20 protein-coding genes are annotated in these 14,725 nt (G+C 32.9%); all 20 read left to right on the forward strand.

The window, feature by feature from the left end:
* The 20 genes from secY to ACSYT2_RS15160 all read left to right on the forward strand — a co-directional run bounded on the left by secY (nucleotide 1) and on the right by ACSYT2_RS15160 (nucleotide 14,722).
* Nucleotides 1-1,275: a preprotein translocase subunit SecY gene (gene secY, locus ACSYT2_RS15065; protein ID WP_430857743.1), complete on the forward strand. Its 1,275-nt coding sequence runs from the start codon at nucleotides 1-3 to the stop codon at nucleotides 1,273-1,275.
* A gap of 23 nt (nucleotides 1,276-1,298) precedes the next feature.
* Nucleotides 1,299-1,946, forward strand: coding sequence for an adenylate kinase (locus ACSYT2_RS15070; protein ID WP_430857742.1), 648 nt, complete (start codon nucleotides 1,299-1,301; stop codon nucleotides 1,944-1,946).
* Nucleotides 1,946-2,695, forward strand: a complete 750-nt coding sequence (gene map / locus ACSYT2_RS15075) for a type I methionyl aminopeptidase (protein ID WP_430857741.1) — start codon at nucleotides 1,946-1,948, stop codon at nucleotides 2,693-2,695. Before ACSYT2_RS15070 ends, map begins: the two co-directional genes overlap by 1 nt.
* A gap of 76 nt (nucleotides 2,696-2,771) precedes the next feature.
* Nucleotides 2,772-3,053: a hypothetical protein gene (locus ACSYT2_RS15080; protein WP_430857740.1), complete on the forward strand. Its 282-nt coding sequence runs from the start codon at nucleotides 2,772-2,774 to the stop codon at nucleotides 3,051-3,053.
* Nucleotides 3,054-3,060: 7 nt separating this feature from the next.
* Entirely contained in the window at nucleotides 3,061-3,279 is a 219-nt protein-coding gene (gene infA / locus ACSYT2_RS15085) for a translation initiation factor IF-1 (protein WP_310939275.1), read from the forward strand.
* 40 nt (nucleotides 3,280-3,319) lie between these two features.
* Nucleotides 3,320-3,433 (forward strand): 50S ribosomal protein L36, encoded by a 114-nt coding sequence (rpmJ, locus tag ACSYT2_RS15090; RefSeq protein WP_003448032.1) that lies wholly within the window; start codon nucleotides 3,320-3,322, stop codon nucleotides 3,431-3,433.
* 214 nt (nucleotides 3,434-3,647) lie between these two features.
* Nucleotides 3,648-4,013, forward strand: a complete 366-nt coding sequence (gene rpsM / locus ACSYT2_RS15095; protein WP_430857739.1) for a 30S ribosomal protein S13 — start codon at nucleotides 3,648-3,650, stop codon at nucleotides 4,011-4,013.
* A gap of 15 nt (nucleotides 4,014-4,028) precedes the next feature.
* Nucleotides 4,029-4,424 carry a 30S ribosomal protein S11 gene (gene rpsK, locus ACSYT2_RS15100; RefSeq protein WP_430857738.1) on the forward strand — a complete coding sequence of 132 codons (396 nt, stop codon included), beginning with the start codon at nucleotides 4,029-4,031 and terminating at the stop codon, nucleotides 4,422-4,424.
* Between the two features lie 26 nt (nucleotides 4,425-4,450).
* Complete coding sequence (rpsD, locus tag ACSYT2_RS15105; RefSeq protein ID WP_430857737.1) at nucleotides 4,451-5,071, forward strand: 30S ribosomal protein S4; 621 nt, start codon at nucleotides 4,451-4,453, stop codon at nucleotides 5,069-5,071.
* A gap of 102 nt (nucleotides 5,072-5,173) precedes the next feature.
* Nucleotides 5,174-6,121 carry a DNA-directed RNA polymerase subunit alpha gene (locus ACSYT2_RS15110; RefSeq protein WP_430857736.1) on the forward strand — a complete coding sequence of 316 codons (948 nt, stop codon included), beginning with the start codon at nucleotides 5,174-5,176 and terminating at the stop codon, nucleotides 6,119-6,121.
* A 12-nt stretch (nucleotides 6,122-6,133) separates the two neighbouring features.
* Nucleotides 6,134-6,475, forward strand: coding sequence for a 50S ribosomal protein L17 (gene rplQ, locus ACSYT2_RS15115; protein ID WP_430857735.1), 342 nt, complete (start codon nucleotides 6,134-6,136; stop codon nucleotides 6,473-6,475).
* Nucleotides 6,476-6,696: 221 nt separating this feature from the next.
* Nucleotides 6,697-7,542 (forward strand): energy-coupling factor transporter ATPase, encoded by an 846-nt coding sequence (locus ACSYT2_RS15120; RefSeq protein ID WP_438385111.1) that lies wholly within the window; start codon nucleotides 6,697-6,699, stop codon nucleotides 7,540-7,542.
* Nucleotides 7,527-8,384: an energy-coupling factor transporter ATPase gene (locus tag ACSYT2_RS15125; protein ID WP_430857733.1), complete on the forward strand. Its 858-nt coding sequence runs from the start codon at nucleotides 7,527-7,529 to the stop codon at nucleotides 8,382-8,384. Before ACSYT2_RS15120 ends, ACSYT2_RS15125 begins: the two co-directional genes overlap by 16 nt.
* A gap of 13 nt (nucleotides 8,385-8,397) precedes the next feature.
* Nucleotides 8,398-9,201 carry an energy-coupling factor transporter transmembrane component T family protein gene (locus ACSYT2_RS15130; RefSeq protein ID WP_430857732.1) on the forward strand — a complete coding sequence of 268 codons (804 nt, stop codon included), beginning with the start codon at nucleotides 8,398-8,400 and terminating at the stop codon, nucleotides 9,199-9,201.
* Between the two features lie 13 nt (nucleotides 9,202-9,214).
* Nucleotides 9,215-9,949, forward strand: coding sequence for a tRNA pseudouridine(38-40) synthase TruA (gene truA, locus ACSYT2_RS15135; protein ID WP_430857731.1), 735 nt, complete (start codon nucleotides 9,215-9,217; stop codon nucleotides 9,947-9,949).
* Nucleotides 9,950-10,104: 155 nt separating this feature from the next.
* Nucleotides 10,105-10,539: a 50S ribosomal protein L13 gene (rplM, locus tag ACSYT2_RS15140; RefSeq protein ID WP_430857730.1), complete on the forward strand. Its 435-nt coding sequence runs from the start codon at nucleotides 10,105-10,107 to the stop codon at nucleotides 10,537-10,539.
* Nucleotides 10,540-10,565: 26 nt separating this feature from the next.
* The gene (gene rpsI, locus ACSYT2_RS15145) at nucleotides 10,566-10,958 is read left to right on the forward strand and encodes a 30S ribosomal protein S9 (protein WP_430857729.1); all 393 of its coding nucleotides are present in this window, start codon (nucleotides 10,566-10,568) and stop codon (nucleotides 10,956-10,958) included.
* A gap of 215 nt (nucleotides 10,959-11,173) precedes the next feature.
* Complete coding sequence (locus tag ACSYT2_RS15150) at nucleotides 11,174-12,775, forward strand: Na/Pi cotransporter family protein (protein ID WP_430857813.1); 1,602 nt, start codon at nucleotides 11,174-11,176, stop codon at nucleotides 12,773-12,775.
* Nucleotides 12,776-12,889: 114 nt separating this feature from the next.
* Nucleotides 12,890-13,537: an N-acetylmuramoyl-L-alanine amidase gene (locus ACSYT2_RS15155; RefSeq protein ID WP_438385112.1), complete on the forward strand. Its 648-nt coding sequence runs from the start codon at nucleotides 12,890-12,892 to the stop codon at nucleotides 13,535-13,537.
* 342 nt (nucleotides 13,538-13,879) lie between these two features.
* Nucleotides 13,880-14,722, forward strand: coding sequence for a fumarate hydratase (locus ACSYT2_RS15160; RefSeq protein WP_430857727.1), 843 nt, complete (start codon nucleotides 13,880-13,882; stop codon nucleotides 14,720-14,722).
* Nucleotides 14,723-14,725: the final 3 nt, after the last annotated feature.

Genomic DNA, 14,725 nt, shown 5'->3' on the forward strand with positions numbered 1-14,725 from the left:
ATGCTATCAACCCTACGTAATGCCTGGAAGGTTCCAGAATTGAGGAAAAAGTTTTATTGGACGCTAGCATTAGTTGCAATTTTCAGGATAGGAACTCATATTCCTGTTCCTGGAATGAATTCAGACTTCCTAAAAGAAGCTACTCAATCTGGGTTACTTGGTTTCTATGATTTAATATCTGGTGGAGCTTTCAGTAATTTTAGTATACTAGCACTTGGTGTTATGCCATACATTAATGCTTCTATAATAATGCAGTTGTTAACAATTGCTATACCATCCTTGGAGCAACTTCAAAAAGAAGGTCAGGAAGGTAGAAAGAAGATACAAAATGCAACACGTTATGTGGCAATTGTTATTGCTGTAATAACTGCATTTGGTATGGGAGCATCTCTTGCCCAAAAAGGCGGAGCTGCAGGAATAACGTCATTTGAGTTTGCTATAGTTGTACTATCGTTAGTAGTAGGATCCACATTCTGTATTTGGTTAGGAGATCAAATTACTGTAAAAGGTTTTGGAAATGGTACATCAATTTTAATCTTTATAAATATAATTTCAAGATTACCAATGACAATAGGTAGGTTACTACAGATGGAAGATGCTGGTACAGTAACTATCGTAGAATTAACACTATTCTTTGTAGGTGCAATTGCTCTTGTTGCAGTGGCAATTTTCTTCAGCTTAGCTGAGAGAAGAATACCAGTGCAATATGCAGGAAAAGCTGTAGGTAATAAAATGATGAAGGGACAATCAACTCATATCCCGCTTAGCATTATAAGTGCAGCAGTAATAGCAATAATATTTGCAATGTCTGTTATGGGATTCCCAGAAGCAATAGCGAACTTCTTCCCAGGAAGAAGTTGGTCTGATTGGATATTAAATAGTCCTTACAGTATATTTAATAAGAGTACATGGATGTATCCAGTAATATATGCTGTATTAACAGTATTCTTCACTTGGTTCTATAACGAAGTTACATTAAAACCTGATGAAATGGCAGAGAACTTAAATAAATCTGCAGGGTTTGTACCAGGAATAAGACCAGGAGAGCCAACAACAGAATTCTTTGAGAAGGTATTAGCTAGAGTATCTATAATAGGAGGCTTATTTGCAGCAGTTTTAGCTGTAATACCTATATTAATAGCACAATACTCAGCATTTGAACAAATATCCTTCGGAGCAACAGCGGTATTGATAGTTATTGGTGTAGCACTTGATTTTTCAAGGCAACTTGAATCTCAAATGGTTATGCGTCACTATGAAGGATTCCTTAAATAGATTTGAAAATGGAGATGATGCCCGTGAAGATTATATTATTAGGTCCTCCTGGAGCAGGAAAAGGAACACAGGCAAAATCAATTAGTAATAGATACTCCATACCACATATTTCAACTGGTGATATTTTCAGAAAGAATATTTCAGAAAATACACCACTTGGAGTAGAAGCTAAGAAGTATATAGATAACGGACAATTAGTTCCTGATGAAGTGACTATAGATATGGTTAAGGATAGACTTCAACAAGAAGATTGTAAACAAGGATATCTATTAGATGGTTTCCCAAGAACGGTAAATCAAGCTGAAGCACTTCAAGATTTCTTAAAAAATATAGATGAATCTTTAGATACTGCTTTATTAATTGAAGTTCCTAGAGATTTTATTCTTGAAAGAATGACTGGAAGAAGAGTATGTCCATCATGTGGTGCAAGTTATCATGTTAAATTCAACCCACCAGTTGAAGGTAAATGTGAACTTTGCGGATCTGATGTCGTTCAAAGAAAGGATGATACTGAAGAAACTGTAAAGGAAAGACTTGACGTATATGAAAGACAAACGCAGCCGCTAATTGATTTCTATAAAGATAAGAACTTACTTTCAATAGTAGATGGAACAAAAGCTATTAATGAGGTTTTTGAAGGTATTTGCGATATATTAGGGAGCGACAAGTAATGATTATTATTAAAAATAATCATGAAATCGACCTAATGCGTGATGCCGGCCGAATTGTAGCAGAAACACTACTATTAGTGGAAGAGAAAGTTAAACCTGGTATAACTACTGCAGAATTAGACAGGATTGCAGAAGAATTTATAACTAAGCATGGAGCAAAGCCATCCTTTAAAGGGTTATATGGTTTTCCTTCTTCACTATGTATATCTGTGAATGAGCAAGTAGTTCATGGAATACCAGGAGCCTATATTCTAAAAGAGGGCGATATAATCAGTGTAGATTGTGGAGCACTTCTAAATGGATTCCATGGAGATGCAGCAAGAACTTTTCCAGTAGGGAAAGTATCACAAGAAGCACAAAAACTTATAGATGTTACAAGAGATTGTTTCTTTGAGGGAATTAAGTTCGCTCAAGTAGGCAATAGATTGACTGATATTTCACATGAAATACAAAGCTACGTAGAAGATTCAGGTTTCTCAGTAGTAAGAGATTTCGTTGGACACGGGATAGGCAAAAATGTTCACGAAGATCCTGAAGTACCAAATTTCGGTAGACCAGGTAGAGGTCCAAAACTTTCAGCAGGAATGGTATTAGCTATTGAGCCTATGATAAATATAGGATCATATAGAGTCAGAACTCTTGAAGATGATTGGACTGTTGTAACAAGTGATGGAAGCCTATCTGCACATTATGAAAATACTGTTGCAATTTTACCAGATGGACCCGAAATATTAACACTGATTAAATAAAAGTGTTGCTTAGTTATAAATTCGCATGTAGAAATAATATGTGATTTATACTAAGGTAATCATCGAGGTGAAGAATTTGCAAAACAATGACTTGATTGGAAGAGTTGTACTTTCTAAAGCAGGAAGAGATAAAAATCATTTATATATTGTTGTTAGGCAATTAAACGATGAGTATGTACTATTAGCTAATGGTTGTACGAAGACTTTTGAAAAGCCTAAGAAGAAAAAACTTAAACACTTAAGTTTAATAAATAGTATGGATGAAGAGATCAAATCGGCTATTGTGAATAACGATAAGGGTACGGACTTAAAAATTAAGAGGTTTCTAAAATTAAAAGGCATTGTTAAGGAGGGTTGATTACCTTATGTCAAAAGATGATGTTATTGAAATGCAGGGTACAGTACTAGAATCTTTACCCAATGCAATGTTTCAAGTTGAACTTGAGAGTGGGCATACAATTTTAGCACATATATCAGGTAAGTTAAGAATGAACTTCATAAGAATTCTACCAGGAGACAAAGTTACTGTAGAGCTTTCTCCTTATGATCTAACAAGAGGTAGAATTACATGGAGAGCTAAATAGGTAGATTAGTCTACCAGGACAAATACAAGGAGGGTTAGCTATGAAAGTAAGACCATCAGTTAAGCCTATTTGCGAAAAGTGCAAGATTATAAGAAGAAAAGGACGAGTAATGGTAATCTGTGAAAATCCAAAGCACAAGCAAAAGCAAGGCTAATATAAAATAATATTAGACAAAAAATACAGATAAGGCATTTAAAATTTATTGACTTTTATACTAAAGTCAAATATGATTATATAGGCAATAATTTAATAATTAGGTTTTAGGAGCGGCTGACAATAGAGAGTATTCTCTAATGACCTAAAATTTTATTATATACTATAAAATCGACTTTTTAAGGCATTTTAATTACCAGGAGGTGTAAATTTTAATGGCAAGAATAGCAGGTATTGACCTACCAAGAGAAAAAAGAGTTGAAATAGGTCTAACATATATATTCGGAATAGGTTTAGCAACATCTCAAAAGATTTTAGCAGAACTTAACATTAATCCGGATACTAGAGTTAAAGATTTAACTGAAGATGAAGTTAATGCAATCAGAACCTATATCAAAGAATTAAATGTTGAAGGTGACCTAAGAAGAGAAGTTGCATTAAACATTAAAAGATTAACAGAAATAGGATGTTATAGAGGAATTAGACATAGAAGAGGTCTTCCAGTAAGAGGACAAAAGACTAAAACAAATGCGAGAACAAGAAAAGGTCCTAAGAAGACTATCGCAAATAAGAAAAAGTAATAAGGAGGGAAGATAATGGCAGCTCAAAAGGTTAAAAAGACTAGAAGAAGAAAAGAAAGAAAAAACGTTGAGCATGGTGCTGCACACATCAAGTCAACTTTCAATAACTCAATAGTTACTTTAACAGATGCAGCAGGAAATGCGTTATCATGGTCAAGTGCAGGTGCTCTTGGATTCAGAGGATCAAGAAAGAGTACTCCATTCGCTGCACAAATGGCAGCTGAAACAGCAGCTAAGACAGCAATGGAACATGGCTTAAAGAGCATTGAGGTTTATGTAAAGGGACCAGGAGCAGGTAGAGAAGCAGCTATAAGATCCCTACAAGCGGCAGGATTAGAAGTAACTCTAATTAAAGATGTTACTCCAATCCCACACAATGGATGTAGACCACCAAAAAGAAGAAGAGTCTAGTACAACCATAACAGGAGGTGTAATTAATGGCAAGATATACTGGAGCTACATGTAGATTATGTAGAAGAGAAGGTATGAAACTATTCCTTAAAGGGGATAGATGTTATACAGATAAATGTGCTTTTGCTAGAAGAAGCTACGCACCAGGACAACATGGAGCTAACAAAAAGAAAGTTTCAAACTATGGTGTTCAATTAAGAGAAAAACAAAAAGCTAAGAGAATATACGGCGTGTTAGAAAGCCAATTCAGAAATTACTATGAAAAAGCTGAACACATTAAAGGTATTACAGGTGAAAACTTACTTAAGTTACTAGAATTAAGACTTGATAACGTTGCTTATAGATTAGGTTACGGTGCATCAAGAAGTGAAGCTAGACAGTTAGTTACTCACGGACATTTCTTAGTAAATGGCAAGAAAGTTGACATTCCTTCATATAAGGTTTCTGTTAACGACGTAATTTCTGTATGCGAAAAGAGCAGAGGAAGCGAGAAATTCAAGATATTTGCTGAAAATCCGAAGACTTTACCAAAATGGTTAGAAGCAAACGTTGAAAACTATGAAGGCAAAGTAGTTGCTGAACCAGCAAGAGAAGATATCGACGTACCAGTTAACGAAACTCTTATTGTTGAGTTATACAGCAAGTAATATATTAGTATTTGTTAAAAAGATTTCTATCTTTTTAACAAATATAAGAATCAGTTGCCCTCAAAATAAGGTTGCCATTTTAATAATAAGGAGGGTTTGTGTATGTTAGAAATTGAAAAGCCAATAATCGAATGTGTAGAAGCGAATGAAGACGGTACTTATGGAAAGTATGTAGTTGAACCACTTGAAAGAGGATACGGAATTACTCTTGGTAATGCTCTAAGAAGAATTTTATTATCATCTTTACCAGGTGCTGCAACTACATCTGTTAAAATCGATGGAGTACTTCATGAATTCTCTACTGTACAAGGAGTTAAGGAAGATGTTACAGAATTAATTCTTAATATTAAAGCCTTAGCTTTAAGAATGAATGGTGAAGGTCCTAAGACTATCTATATAGATGCAAAGGGCCCTGGAGTTGTTACAGGAGCTGATATTAAGACTGATGGAGATATCGAAGTTGTTAATAAGGATTTACATATTGCAACTTTAGATAATGACGGAAGACTTTATATGGAACTTACAGTAAATAAGGGAAGAGGATATGTTACTCAAAATAAAAACAAGAGTGAAGAATTACCTATTTCTGCAATTGCTGTCGACTCAATATACACACCAGTTAAAAGAGTTAACTTTACTGTAGAAAATACTAGAGTTGGTCAAATTACTGACTATGATAAGTTAACTTTAGAGATATGGACTAATGGTACTATAAAAATTGATGAAGCTATAAGCTTATCAGCAAAAATTCTTATAGAACATTTTAAATTATTCATGTCATTAACTGATAATGCTAATGATGTTGAGATAATGATAGAAAAAGAAGAAGATAAAAAGGAAAAAGTCCTAGAGATGACTGTAGAAGAACTTGATTTATCAGTTAGATCATATAACTGTTTAAAGAGAGCTGGCATCAATACTGTTCAGGAGCTTGCAACAAGATCAATGGATGATATGATGAAGGTTAGAAATTTAGGAAAGAAATCCTTAGAAGAAGTAGAAAGAAAACTTAAGGAACTAGGCTTAAGTTTAAAACTAAACGACGAGTAAGGAGGGAAATCCATGGCAGGTTATCGTAAGTTAGGTCGTCCTACTGACCAAAGAAGAGCTATGCTAAGAGGTCTTGTAACAAGCTTCTTAAAGTATGGTAAAATAGAAACAACTGAAACTAGAGCTAAGGAAGCAAGAAGCCTTGCTGAAAAGATGATCACTCTTGGTAAAAGAGGAGATCTTCATGCTAGAAGACAGGTTTTAGCTTTCGTTCAAGAAGAAGCAGTAGTTAAAAACCTATTTGACAATGTGGCTCCACAATACGCTGAAAGAAACGGTGGATATACAAGAATGTATAAAAAAGGCCCTAGAAGAGGGGACGGAGCTGAAATAGTTATACTTGAATTAGTATAATAATTAGGGGATTAAGTGTAGACTTAGTCCCCATTTTCTAATATAAAAAACATTTTCTATGTAGTATAGAGAGGGACTAATGTTATAATATTCAAAATAATATAGAGTTAACTTTAGATTAGGATATAATAAATTTAGGAATAGTGTGAATTTACATAATAAAGTCCTTTTGTATAATGGATAGAAGAATTTTTAGTTTGATATAGGCATGGAGGTTAGAGATGAGTGAAAAGATGATAACTTTTGATAAGCTTACTTATAAATATATGTCTCAAGAAGAGGGCAAAGAAAAGTATGCTGTTAAAGGTATAGATTTAGACGTCAAGAAAGGAGAATTTCTTGTTATTTTAGGACACAATGGATCTGGTAAATCAACAGTTGCAAAACATATAAATGCATTGCTATTACCAAGTGAAGGTACTGTTTTTGTTGATGGATTAGATACTTCAGATTCTAAAAATTTATGGGATATACGTAGTAAAGCAGGTATGGTGTTTCAAAATCCTGATAACCAGTTAGTTGCAACTATAGTAGAAGAAGATGTTGCATTTGGACCAGAAAATTTAGGTATAGAGCCTAAAGAGATAAGAAGACGTGTAGATGATAGTCTTGATAAGGTAGGGATGAGTGAATATAAGAGACATGCACCACATTTGCTTTCTGGTGGACAGAAGCAAAGAGTTGCTATAGCTGGGGTTTTGGCTATGCAACCTGAATGTATTGTTTTTGATGAGCCTACAGCAATGCTAGATCCTAGTGGAAGAAAAGAAGTAATGAAGAATATTAAAGAATTAAATGAAGTTTATGGAATAACAATAGTACTAATTACTCACTATATGGATGAAGCGGCACAGGGAGATAGAATTGTGGTTATAGATAATGGATCTATTGTTATGGAGGGAAATCCAAGGGAAGTATTTTCTGAAGTTGAGAAAATGAAAGAAATAGGATTAGATGTTCCTCAAGTAACAGAACTTGCGTATGAACTTAAAAAATCTGGTATTAATATTGATACAGATATATTAAATGTGGATGAGATGGTGGATGTGTTATGTCAATTAAGATAGAAAATTTAACTCATGTATATATGCCTAAGAGTCCTTTTGAGAAGGTGGCATTAGATAATGTAAGTATAGAATTTAATGATGGAGAATTTATTGCACTGATAGGTCATACGGGATCAGGTAAATCTACATTAATTCAGCACTTAAATGGGCTTTTAGAAGCCTCTAGTGGTAAGATAAAAGTTGATGATATTGAGATTACAGCTAAAGGTGTAAAATTAACAGATATAAGGAAAAAAGTTGGACTTGTATTTCAGTATGCAGAATATCAACTTTTTGAAGAAACCATTGAAAAAGATATTGCTTTTGGACCTAAGAATCTTGGGTTGAGTGAAGAAGAAATCAATATAAGAGTTAAGGATGCAATGAATATGGTAGGACTTAACTATGAAGAATATAAGGATAAATCACCTTTTGATTTGAGCGGTGGTCAAAAAAGAAGAGTAGCAATAGCTGGTGTTATTGCTATGAAGCCAAGAGTTCTAATATTAGATGAACCAACAGCAGGGTTAGACCCAAAAGGAAGAGATGATATTTTAGATCAAATAAAAAAGCTTCATGATGAGTATTCTATGACAATAATATTGGTGAGTCATAGTATGGAAGATGTAGCTAAGATAGCACAAAGGGTTGTTGTAATGAATAAAGGAAAGATAGCTTTACAAGGAAAGCCTGATGAAGTGTTTAGAGAAGTTGAAACTCTTGAAGAGATAGGTCTTGGAGTTCCGCAAGTAACTTATTTAATGAAAGCATTAAGAGAAAAAGGCTTTAATATCTCAGATGAAGCTTACACAATAGAACAAGCTAAAAAAGAATTATTGCAGATATTAAGTGAGAATAGATAAGGGGGAATATAAGGTGTTAAAAGATATAACAATAGGACAGTACTTACCGGGTGAATCATTTACTCATAAGTTAGATCCGAGAACAAAAATAATAATATCTATTTTATTCATTGTATCCTTATTTATTATAGATAAATTTCCAGGATATTTGTTAGTTGTTGCATTTCTATCGGCAGTTATAATTAATGCTAAGGTACCTTTAAGATTTATATTTAAAGGGCTGAAGCCAATACTATTTTTAATAATACTTACAGCAGCGTTAAATATTTTTATGATAAAGGGAACAGCTGATACTTTATTAGTACAGATAGGTTTTTTAGAGATTTATTTAGAAGGTGTAAGAACGGCTGTATTTATGGGATTAAGGTTAGTTTTTCTAATAGTAGGTACTTCATTATTAACTTTAACAACATCACCTATAGAACTTACTGATGGTATAGAAAGATTACTTAGACCAATTGGAAAAGAATTAGCTCACGAATTAGCTATGATGATGACGATCGCTTTAAGATTTATTCCAACTTTAACTGAAGAGACAGATAAGATAATGAAGGCTCAAAAAGCAAGAGGAGCTGATTTTGAAACTGGAAATATAATTCAAAAGGCAAAGAGTTTAATACCACTATTAGTTCCTTTATTTATTAGTTCTTTTAGAAGAGCTGATGAACTTGCTATGGCTATGGAAGCAAGATGTTATAGAGGGGGAGCAGGTAGGACTAGAATGAAAGAGTTAAAACTTTCATCAAACGACTTTATGGCCTTTGTAATTTTTGGAATACTATTTATTGGCAGTTTTGTAATAAGGTTTGTTTTATAAGATAGGAGAACTAATGAGAAATATAAAGCTAATAATAGAATATGATGGAACAAATTATGGTGGATGGCAGAAACAAAATAATAATAAGACTATTCAAGAGAGTATAGAGAAATCTATATATAAAGTGACTGGGGAAGAGGTTAATTTATTTGGTAGTTCTAGAACTGATGCAGGAGTGCATGCAAGAGGGATGGCTGCTAATTTTGTAACGAATAGTAAGATACCTGAAGAAAAATTTCGTGAAGCAATTAATAGTAAGTTACCAGATGATATTGCTATCATAAAATCAGAAGAAGTTGATAAGGAGTTTCATGCCAGATACTGTAGTAAAGGTAAGACTTACTCCTATACAATTATAAATAGATATGAAAAAGTTGCTATAGGGAAACAGTATTCTTATCATATTAGAGATATACTAGACATTGATAAGATGAGTGAAGCTTGCAAATATTTTGTTGGGACCCATGATTTTAAAGCATTTAGAACAGCTGGAAGCTCTGTAAAGACATCAATTAGAACAGTATCAGAACTATATATAGAAAGGAATTGTGGTGAGTTAAAAGTTTATATAACTGCGGATGGATTTTTATATAACATGGTGAGAATCATAGTAGGTACTTTAATTGAAGTAGGAAAAGGGAAGATAGAGCCTAATGATATAGAAAATATTATATTAAGTGGAGATAGAACTAAGTCAGGGCCATGTGTTCCACCAAATGGATTAATTTTAGAGAAAGTTTACTATTAAAGATAAAAAAATGTTGACACGCCCGTAAGCGTGTATTATAATAATCTTGTTTGTTAGAAATATTTATGTGTATAAGATCCACTAGCCCCGGGTCTTGACATAAATGCAATACTTGAAAAAGTGGAGCGAAAATGTAAGTTCAGGGAGGGAAAGAGATGAAATCATACATTGCAAAAGCACAAGAAGTTGAAAGAAAATGGTATGTAGTAGACGCAGCTGGAAAGCCACTAGGAAGAGTAGCTAGCCAAGTTGCTTCAATATTAAGAGGTAAGAACAAGCCAACATTTACACCAAATGTTGACTGTGGAGATTTCGTTATAGTAATTAATGCTGAAAAGGTTGTTTTAACTGGTAAGAAGTTAGATCAAAAGATGATGAGAAAGCATAGTTTCTATCCAGGCGGATTAAAGGAAACTCCATACAGAGAAGTATTAGAAAAGAAGCCTGAATTCGCTTTCGAAGAAGCAGTAAGAAGAATGCTTCCAAAGGGTGTTTTAGGTAGACAAATGTTAAAGAAGTTAAAAGTTAACAGAGGTGCAGAACACGATAATGCAGCTCAAAAACCAGAAGTGCTTGAATTAAAGTACTAATACAAGCTCGGGAGGAGGAATAATAAATGGCAAAAGTTCAATACATGGGTACTGGAAGAAGAAAGAAATCAGTTGCAAGAGTAAGACTTGTACCAGGAAATGGTAAGGTTGTTGTTAATAAAAGAGAAATCGAAAACTACTTTGGTTTAGAAACTCTAAGAATGATAGTTAATCAACCATTAGTATTAACTGGAACTAAAGATAAGTTCGACGTACTAGTTAACGTACATGGTGGTGGATTCACAGGTCAAGCTGGAGCTATCAGACACGGAATTACAAGAGCTTTAGTTAAGGCTGACGAAGCTTTAAAGCCAGAATTAAAGAAGGCTGGATTCTTAACAAGAGATCCTAGAATGAAGGAAAGAAAGAAATACGGTCTTAAGAAGGCAAGAAGAGCTCCACAATTCTCAAAGAGATAATATTGTTGGAAGCAAGAATCCCACAAACCTTATGGTTGTGGGATTTCTTTTTATGTATTTTCAATTTTTAAGATTTTATCTCATAATAGGAAGTAAATGTTTATTAAAATCATGTTAAAACTTTGTTTAATATATTAACAAATAGTTAAAAATAAAGTAAACTAGTCTAGTAAACATTAAACGAGTCGGAGGAGAAGATTTTGGAATCTACAATAATGATAATCATAAAATTAATGGGTGGACTTGGTTTATTCATATATGGAATGAAGCTTATGGGAGACGGCCTAGAAAATGCTGCTGGAGATGGGTTAAAAAAAATACTTGAGAAAGTAACAAGTAATCCATTTAAATCAGCATTAGTAGGTGTGATTGTAACTGCAGTAATACAAAGTAGTAGTGCTACCACAGTTATGGTAGTAGGGTTTGTAAATGCAGGATTAATGAATTTAACACAAGCAACAGGTATAATAATGGGAGCTAATATTGGTACTACAATAACAGCTCAATTAGTATCATTTAAACTTGATCAAATAGCACCTATCTTTGTATTTGTTGGTACTGCTATGGTTATGTTTGCGAGAGGAAAAAAGAGAAAAGAAATTGGAAATATAGTTCTAGGATTCGGTATTTTATTTACAGGTATGGGAATAATGAGTGGAGCTATGAAACCACTTACTTCTTCGCCAGTATTTGAACAACTAATAGTAACAATAGGCGATAATTGGCTACTAGGTGTTGTGGCGGGTACAGCTATTACGGCTATATTACAAAGTTCTTCAGCTACAACTGGGATTCTAGTTGCTTTAGCTACAGCAGGAGCAATAAATATAGATATTGCATTACCTATTATATTTGGATGTAATATAGGTACTTGTATTACAGCTATGATAGCAAGTGTAGGGGCTAATAAAACAGCTCATAAGGCGGCAGCAGTGCATTTGATATTTAATATAGTGGGAACAATTATATTCCTACCTTTTTTATCAATATTGGGATCAGTGGTAAAAGAAATGACACCGGATGTTAGTAGACAAATAGCTAATGCACATACAGTATTTAATATTGTAAATACATTACTACTATTACCATTTAGTAAATATTTAATAGTAATAGTTAATAAGATAATACCAGGGGAAGATGAAATAGAGAAGGTTGGACCTAAATACATAGATGATAGATTTTTAGAGACCCCTGTAATAGCTGCAGGACAAGTTATTAAAGAGACTATTAGAATGGCAACAAAGGCAAAACAAAATCTTGAATTATCAATGAATGCTTTTACTGGCCAGGATGAAGAGTTAGTTAAAAAGGTTTATGAAAATGAAAAGATAATAAATGTATTAGAAGAAGCAATAACTACCTATTTGGTTAAGCTTTCAAAGTGTGAATTATCTGATAAAGAAGCAGGTATTGTAGCATCTACATTCCATGTTATTACTGATATTGAGAGAATAGGAGACCACGCTAAAAATGTTGCAGATTTAGCAGCCCAGAAGATAAATAAAAATCTTTCATATAGTTCTGATGCTATAGAGGAGTTATATGAAATATATAACTACACAATGACTGCATTACAGTTAGCTATAGAAAGTTATGCAAATAGGGATGTTGAAAAGGCAAGAGGAATACAATCTATTGAATCAAGAATTAATGCATCACAAAAGAAATTTAGAGAGAAGCATATCAAAAGATTATATGATGGAAAGTGTAATGCTTATGCAGGAGCAATATTCCTAGACTTAATTAGTAACTTTGAGAGAATTGGTGATCATTCAACTAATATTACAGAAAGTGTAATTGAGAATCATTCAATTTAGTTTAATTTAATTTATAAACGCTATGATTAATCATAGCGTTTATTTTTATAGAATAAATGGACAAATTATTCACATAATAAAACTGTAATGAATTGAGTGAATGGAGGAAGAATTATGAGAATAAAGAGATTACTATGTGCATTAATAATTGCTTTATTATCTTTTACAACACCAGTAATAGCAGAGGAGAACAAAGGTATAATATTGATAGATGCTGGACACGGAGGAATAGATGGGGGCGCAAAGTCTAAGAATGGAACTGTTGAAAAAGAGATAAATCTTATAATTAGTCAAAAGTTAAAGAAAAGGTTAGAAAGTGATGGTTATACGGTGTATATGACTAGAGATGAAGATACTCAGTTATCAAAGAAAAAGGTAGAAGATTTAAATCTTAGATGTAAGTTGAAGAAAGAAACTAAGTGCGATGCCTTTATATCAATACATCAAAATAAATTTGGAAAGGAAAATTGTTTTGGAGCTCAAGTATGGTATTCAAATAACGATAAAAGTGCAAAACTTGCCAATTTAATTCAGGATGGTTTGAAAGAGAAAGTTGATGATAATAATAAAAGGTTAGCAAAATCAGCAAAAGAACAATATAGAATATTAAGAGATGGCTATGAAGGTGCATCTATTATTGTTGAGTGTGGTTTTATATCTAATAATGCTGAAGAAGAAAGATTAAAGACTGATATACATCAAAATAAAATAGTTGAGGGGATTAGTTGTGGAATAAATAAATATTTTGATGAGAATAAATAATTTCCTAGGAAATATGGAGAACTAAGAAAGGAAGCCTAAAAATTTAGGCTTTCTTCACTATTTGGAGGAGATACATTAATGCTATTATTAGGAGGATTTTCACTTATTTTGTTTTGATGAATTAAATATATGTTATAAAATATTAGCAAAGATAGGAGGATAATAAGTATATATATTGTTAAATTTATTATCTTATAAATGTTTTTTGAATTCATATTAGTACCTCATACATTTTTAATTAAGTATAATATTCAATCTATGAAAATATGATAATTATTGATTATAACTTGTAAAAAATAGCAAAAAGAAATAAACTATTATTATATTAATGGAGGTGCAATAGTGAGGGAAATACATATTAAAGAAATAGAAAATGCAATAAGAGATCTATGTATAGATGCAAATTATTATATAGGGTCAGATATAAAAAAAGCTCTTGAGGATTCGAAAGAAAGAGAAACATTTAAAATTGCTGAGGATGTTTTAGATAAAATTATTATAAATAATGATATTGCCTGCAATGATAAAATGCCTATGTGCCAAGATACAGGTATGGCATGTGTATTCTTAGAAGTTGGACAAGATGTTCACTTCATAGGTGGATTGGTAGAAGTGGCTATAAATGAAGGTGTTAGAAGAGGATATGAGGAAGGATATTTAAGAAAATCAGTTGTTAAGGATCCGATAAATAGAGTAAATACAAAGGATAATACACCAGCTGTAATATACTATGATATCGTGGCAGGAGACAAGGTTAAGATTACTCTTGCACCTAAAGGATTTGGATCTGAAAACATGAGTAGGATAGGTATGCTTAAGCCAGCAGATGGATTAGAGGGAGTTAAGAAATTTATAATAGAAACTGTTAGGTTAGCAGGACCTAATCCATGTCCGCCAATGGTTGTCGGTGTAGGAATAGGTGGTACATTTGATAAAGCCGCATACTTATCTAAGAAGGCTTTATTAAGACCAATAAATGAAGGGAATAAGGAAGAGTTTTATAGAAATTTAGAAATTGAATTGCTAGAAGAGATGAATAAATTAGGAATAGGACCTCAAGGTTTTGGTGGTAGAACAACTGCATTAGGACTTAATATAGAAACATATCCAACACATATAGCAGGTTTACCAGTAGCGGTTAATATAAGTTGTCATGCAACAAGGCATAAGGATATTATTTTATAGGAG

Origin of the sequence: Clostridium zhoujianii, assembly GCF_051590805.1 — a bacterium.
Classification (GTDB): Bacteria; Bacillota; Clostridia; order Clostridiales; family Clostridiaceae; genus Clostridium.

What these genes read in the sequence shown, in the direction of transcription:
- secY (WP_430857743.1), top strand. Translation starts at nt 1, where the DNA reads ATGCTATCAACCCTACGTAATGCCTGGAAGGTTCCAGAATTGAGGAAA.
- map (WP_430857741.1), top strand. Translation starts at nt 1,946, where the DNA reads ATGATTATTATTAAAAATAATCATGAAATCGACCTAATGCGTGATGCC.
- infA (WP_310939275.1), top strand. Translation starts at nt 3,061, where the DNA reads ATGTCAAAAGATGATGTTATTGAAATGCAGGGTACAGTACTAGAATCT.
- rpmJ (WP_003448032.1), top strand. Translation starts at nt 3,320, where the DNA reads ATGAAAGTAAGACCATCAGTTAAGCCTATTTGCGAAAAGTGCAAGATT.
- rpsM (WP_430857739.1), top strand. Translation starts at nt 3,648, where the DNA reads ATGGCAAGAATAGCAGGTATTGACCTACCAAGAGAAAAAAGAGTTGAA.
- rpsK (WP_430857738.1), top strand. Translation starts at nt 4,029, where the DNA reads ATGGCAGCTCAAAAGGTTAAAAAGACTAGAAGAAGAAAAGAAAGAAAA.
- rpsD (WP_430857737.1), top strand. Translation starts at nt 4,451, where the DNA reads ATGGCAAGATATACTGGAGCTACATGTAGATTATGTAGAAGAGAAGGT.
- ACSYT2_RS15110 (WP_430857736.1), top strand. Translation starts at nt 5,174, where the DNA reads ATGTTAGAAATTGAAAAGCCAATAATCGAATGTGTAGAAGCGAATGAA.
- rplQ (WP_430857735.1), top strand. Translation starts at nt 6,134, where the DNA reads ATGGCAGGTTATCGTAAGTTAGGTCGTCCTACTGACCAAAGAAGAGCT.
- ACSYT2_RS15120 (WP_438385111.1), top strand. Translation starts at nt 6,697, where the DNA reads ATGAGTGAAAAGATGATAACTTTTGATAAGCTTACTTATAAATATATG.
- ACSYT2_RS15125 (WP_430857733.1), top strand. Translation starts at nt 7,527, where the DNA reads ATGTCAATTAAGATAGAAAATTTAACTCATGTATATATGCCTAAGAGT.
- truA (WP_430857731.1), top strand. Translation starts at nt 9,215, where the DNA reads ATGAGAAATATAAAGCTAATAATAGAATATGATGGAACAAATTATGGT.
- rplM (WP_430857730.1), top strand. Translation starts at nt 10,105, where the DNA reads ATGAAATCATACATTGCAAAAGCACAAGAAGTTGAAAGAAAATGGTAT.
- rpsI (WP_430857729.1), top strand. Translation starts at nt 10,566, where the DNA reads ATGGCAAAAGTTCAATACATGGGTACTGGAAGAAGAAAGAAATCAGTT.
- ACSYT2_RS15150 (WP_430857813.1), top strand. Translation starts at nt 11,174, where the DNA reads ATGATAATCATAAAATTAATGGGTGGACTTGGTTTATTCATATATGGA.
- ACSYT2_RS15155 (WP_438385112.1), top strand. Translation starts at nt 12,890, where the DNA reads ATGAGAATAAAGAGATTACTATGTGCATTAATAATTGCTTTATTATCT.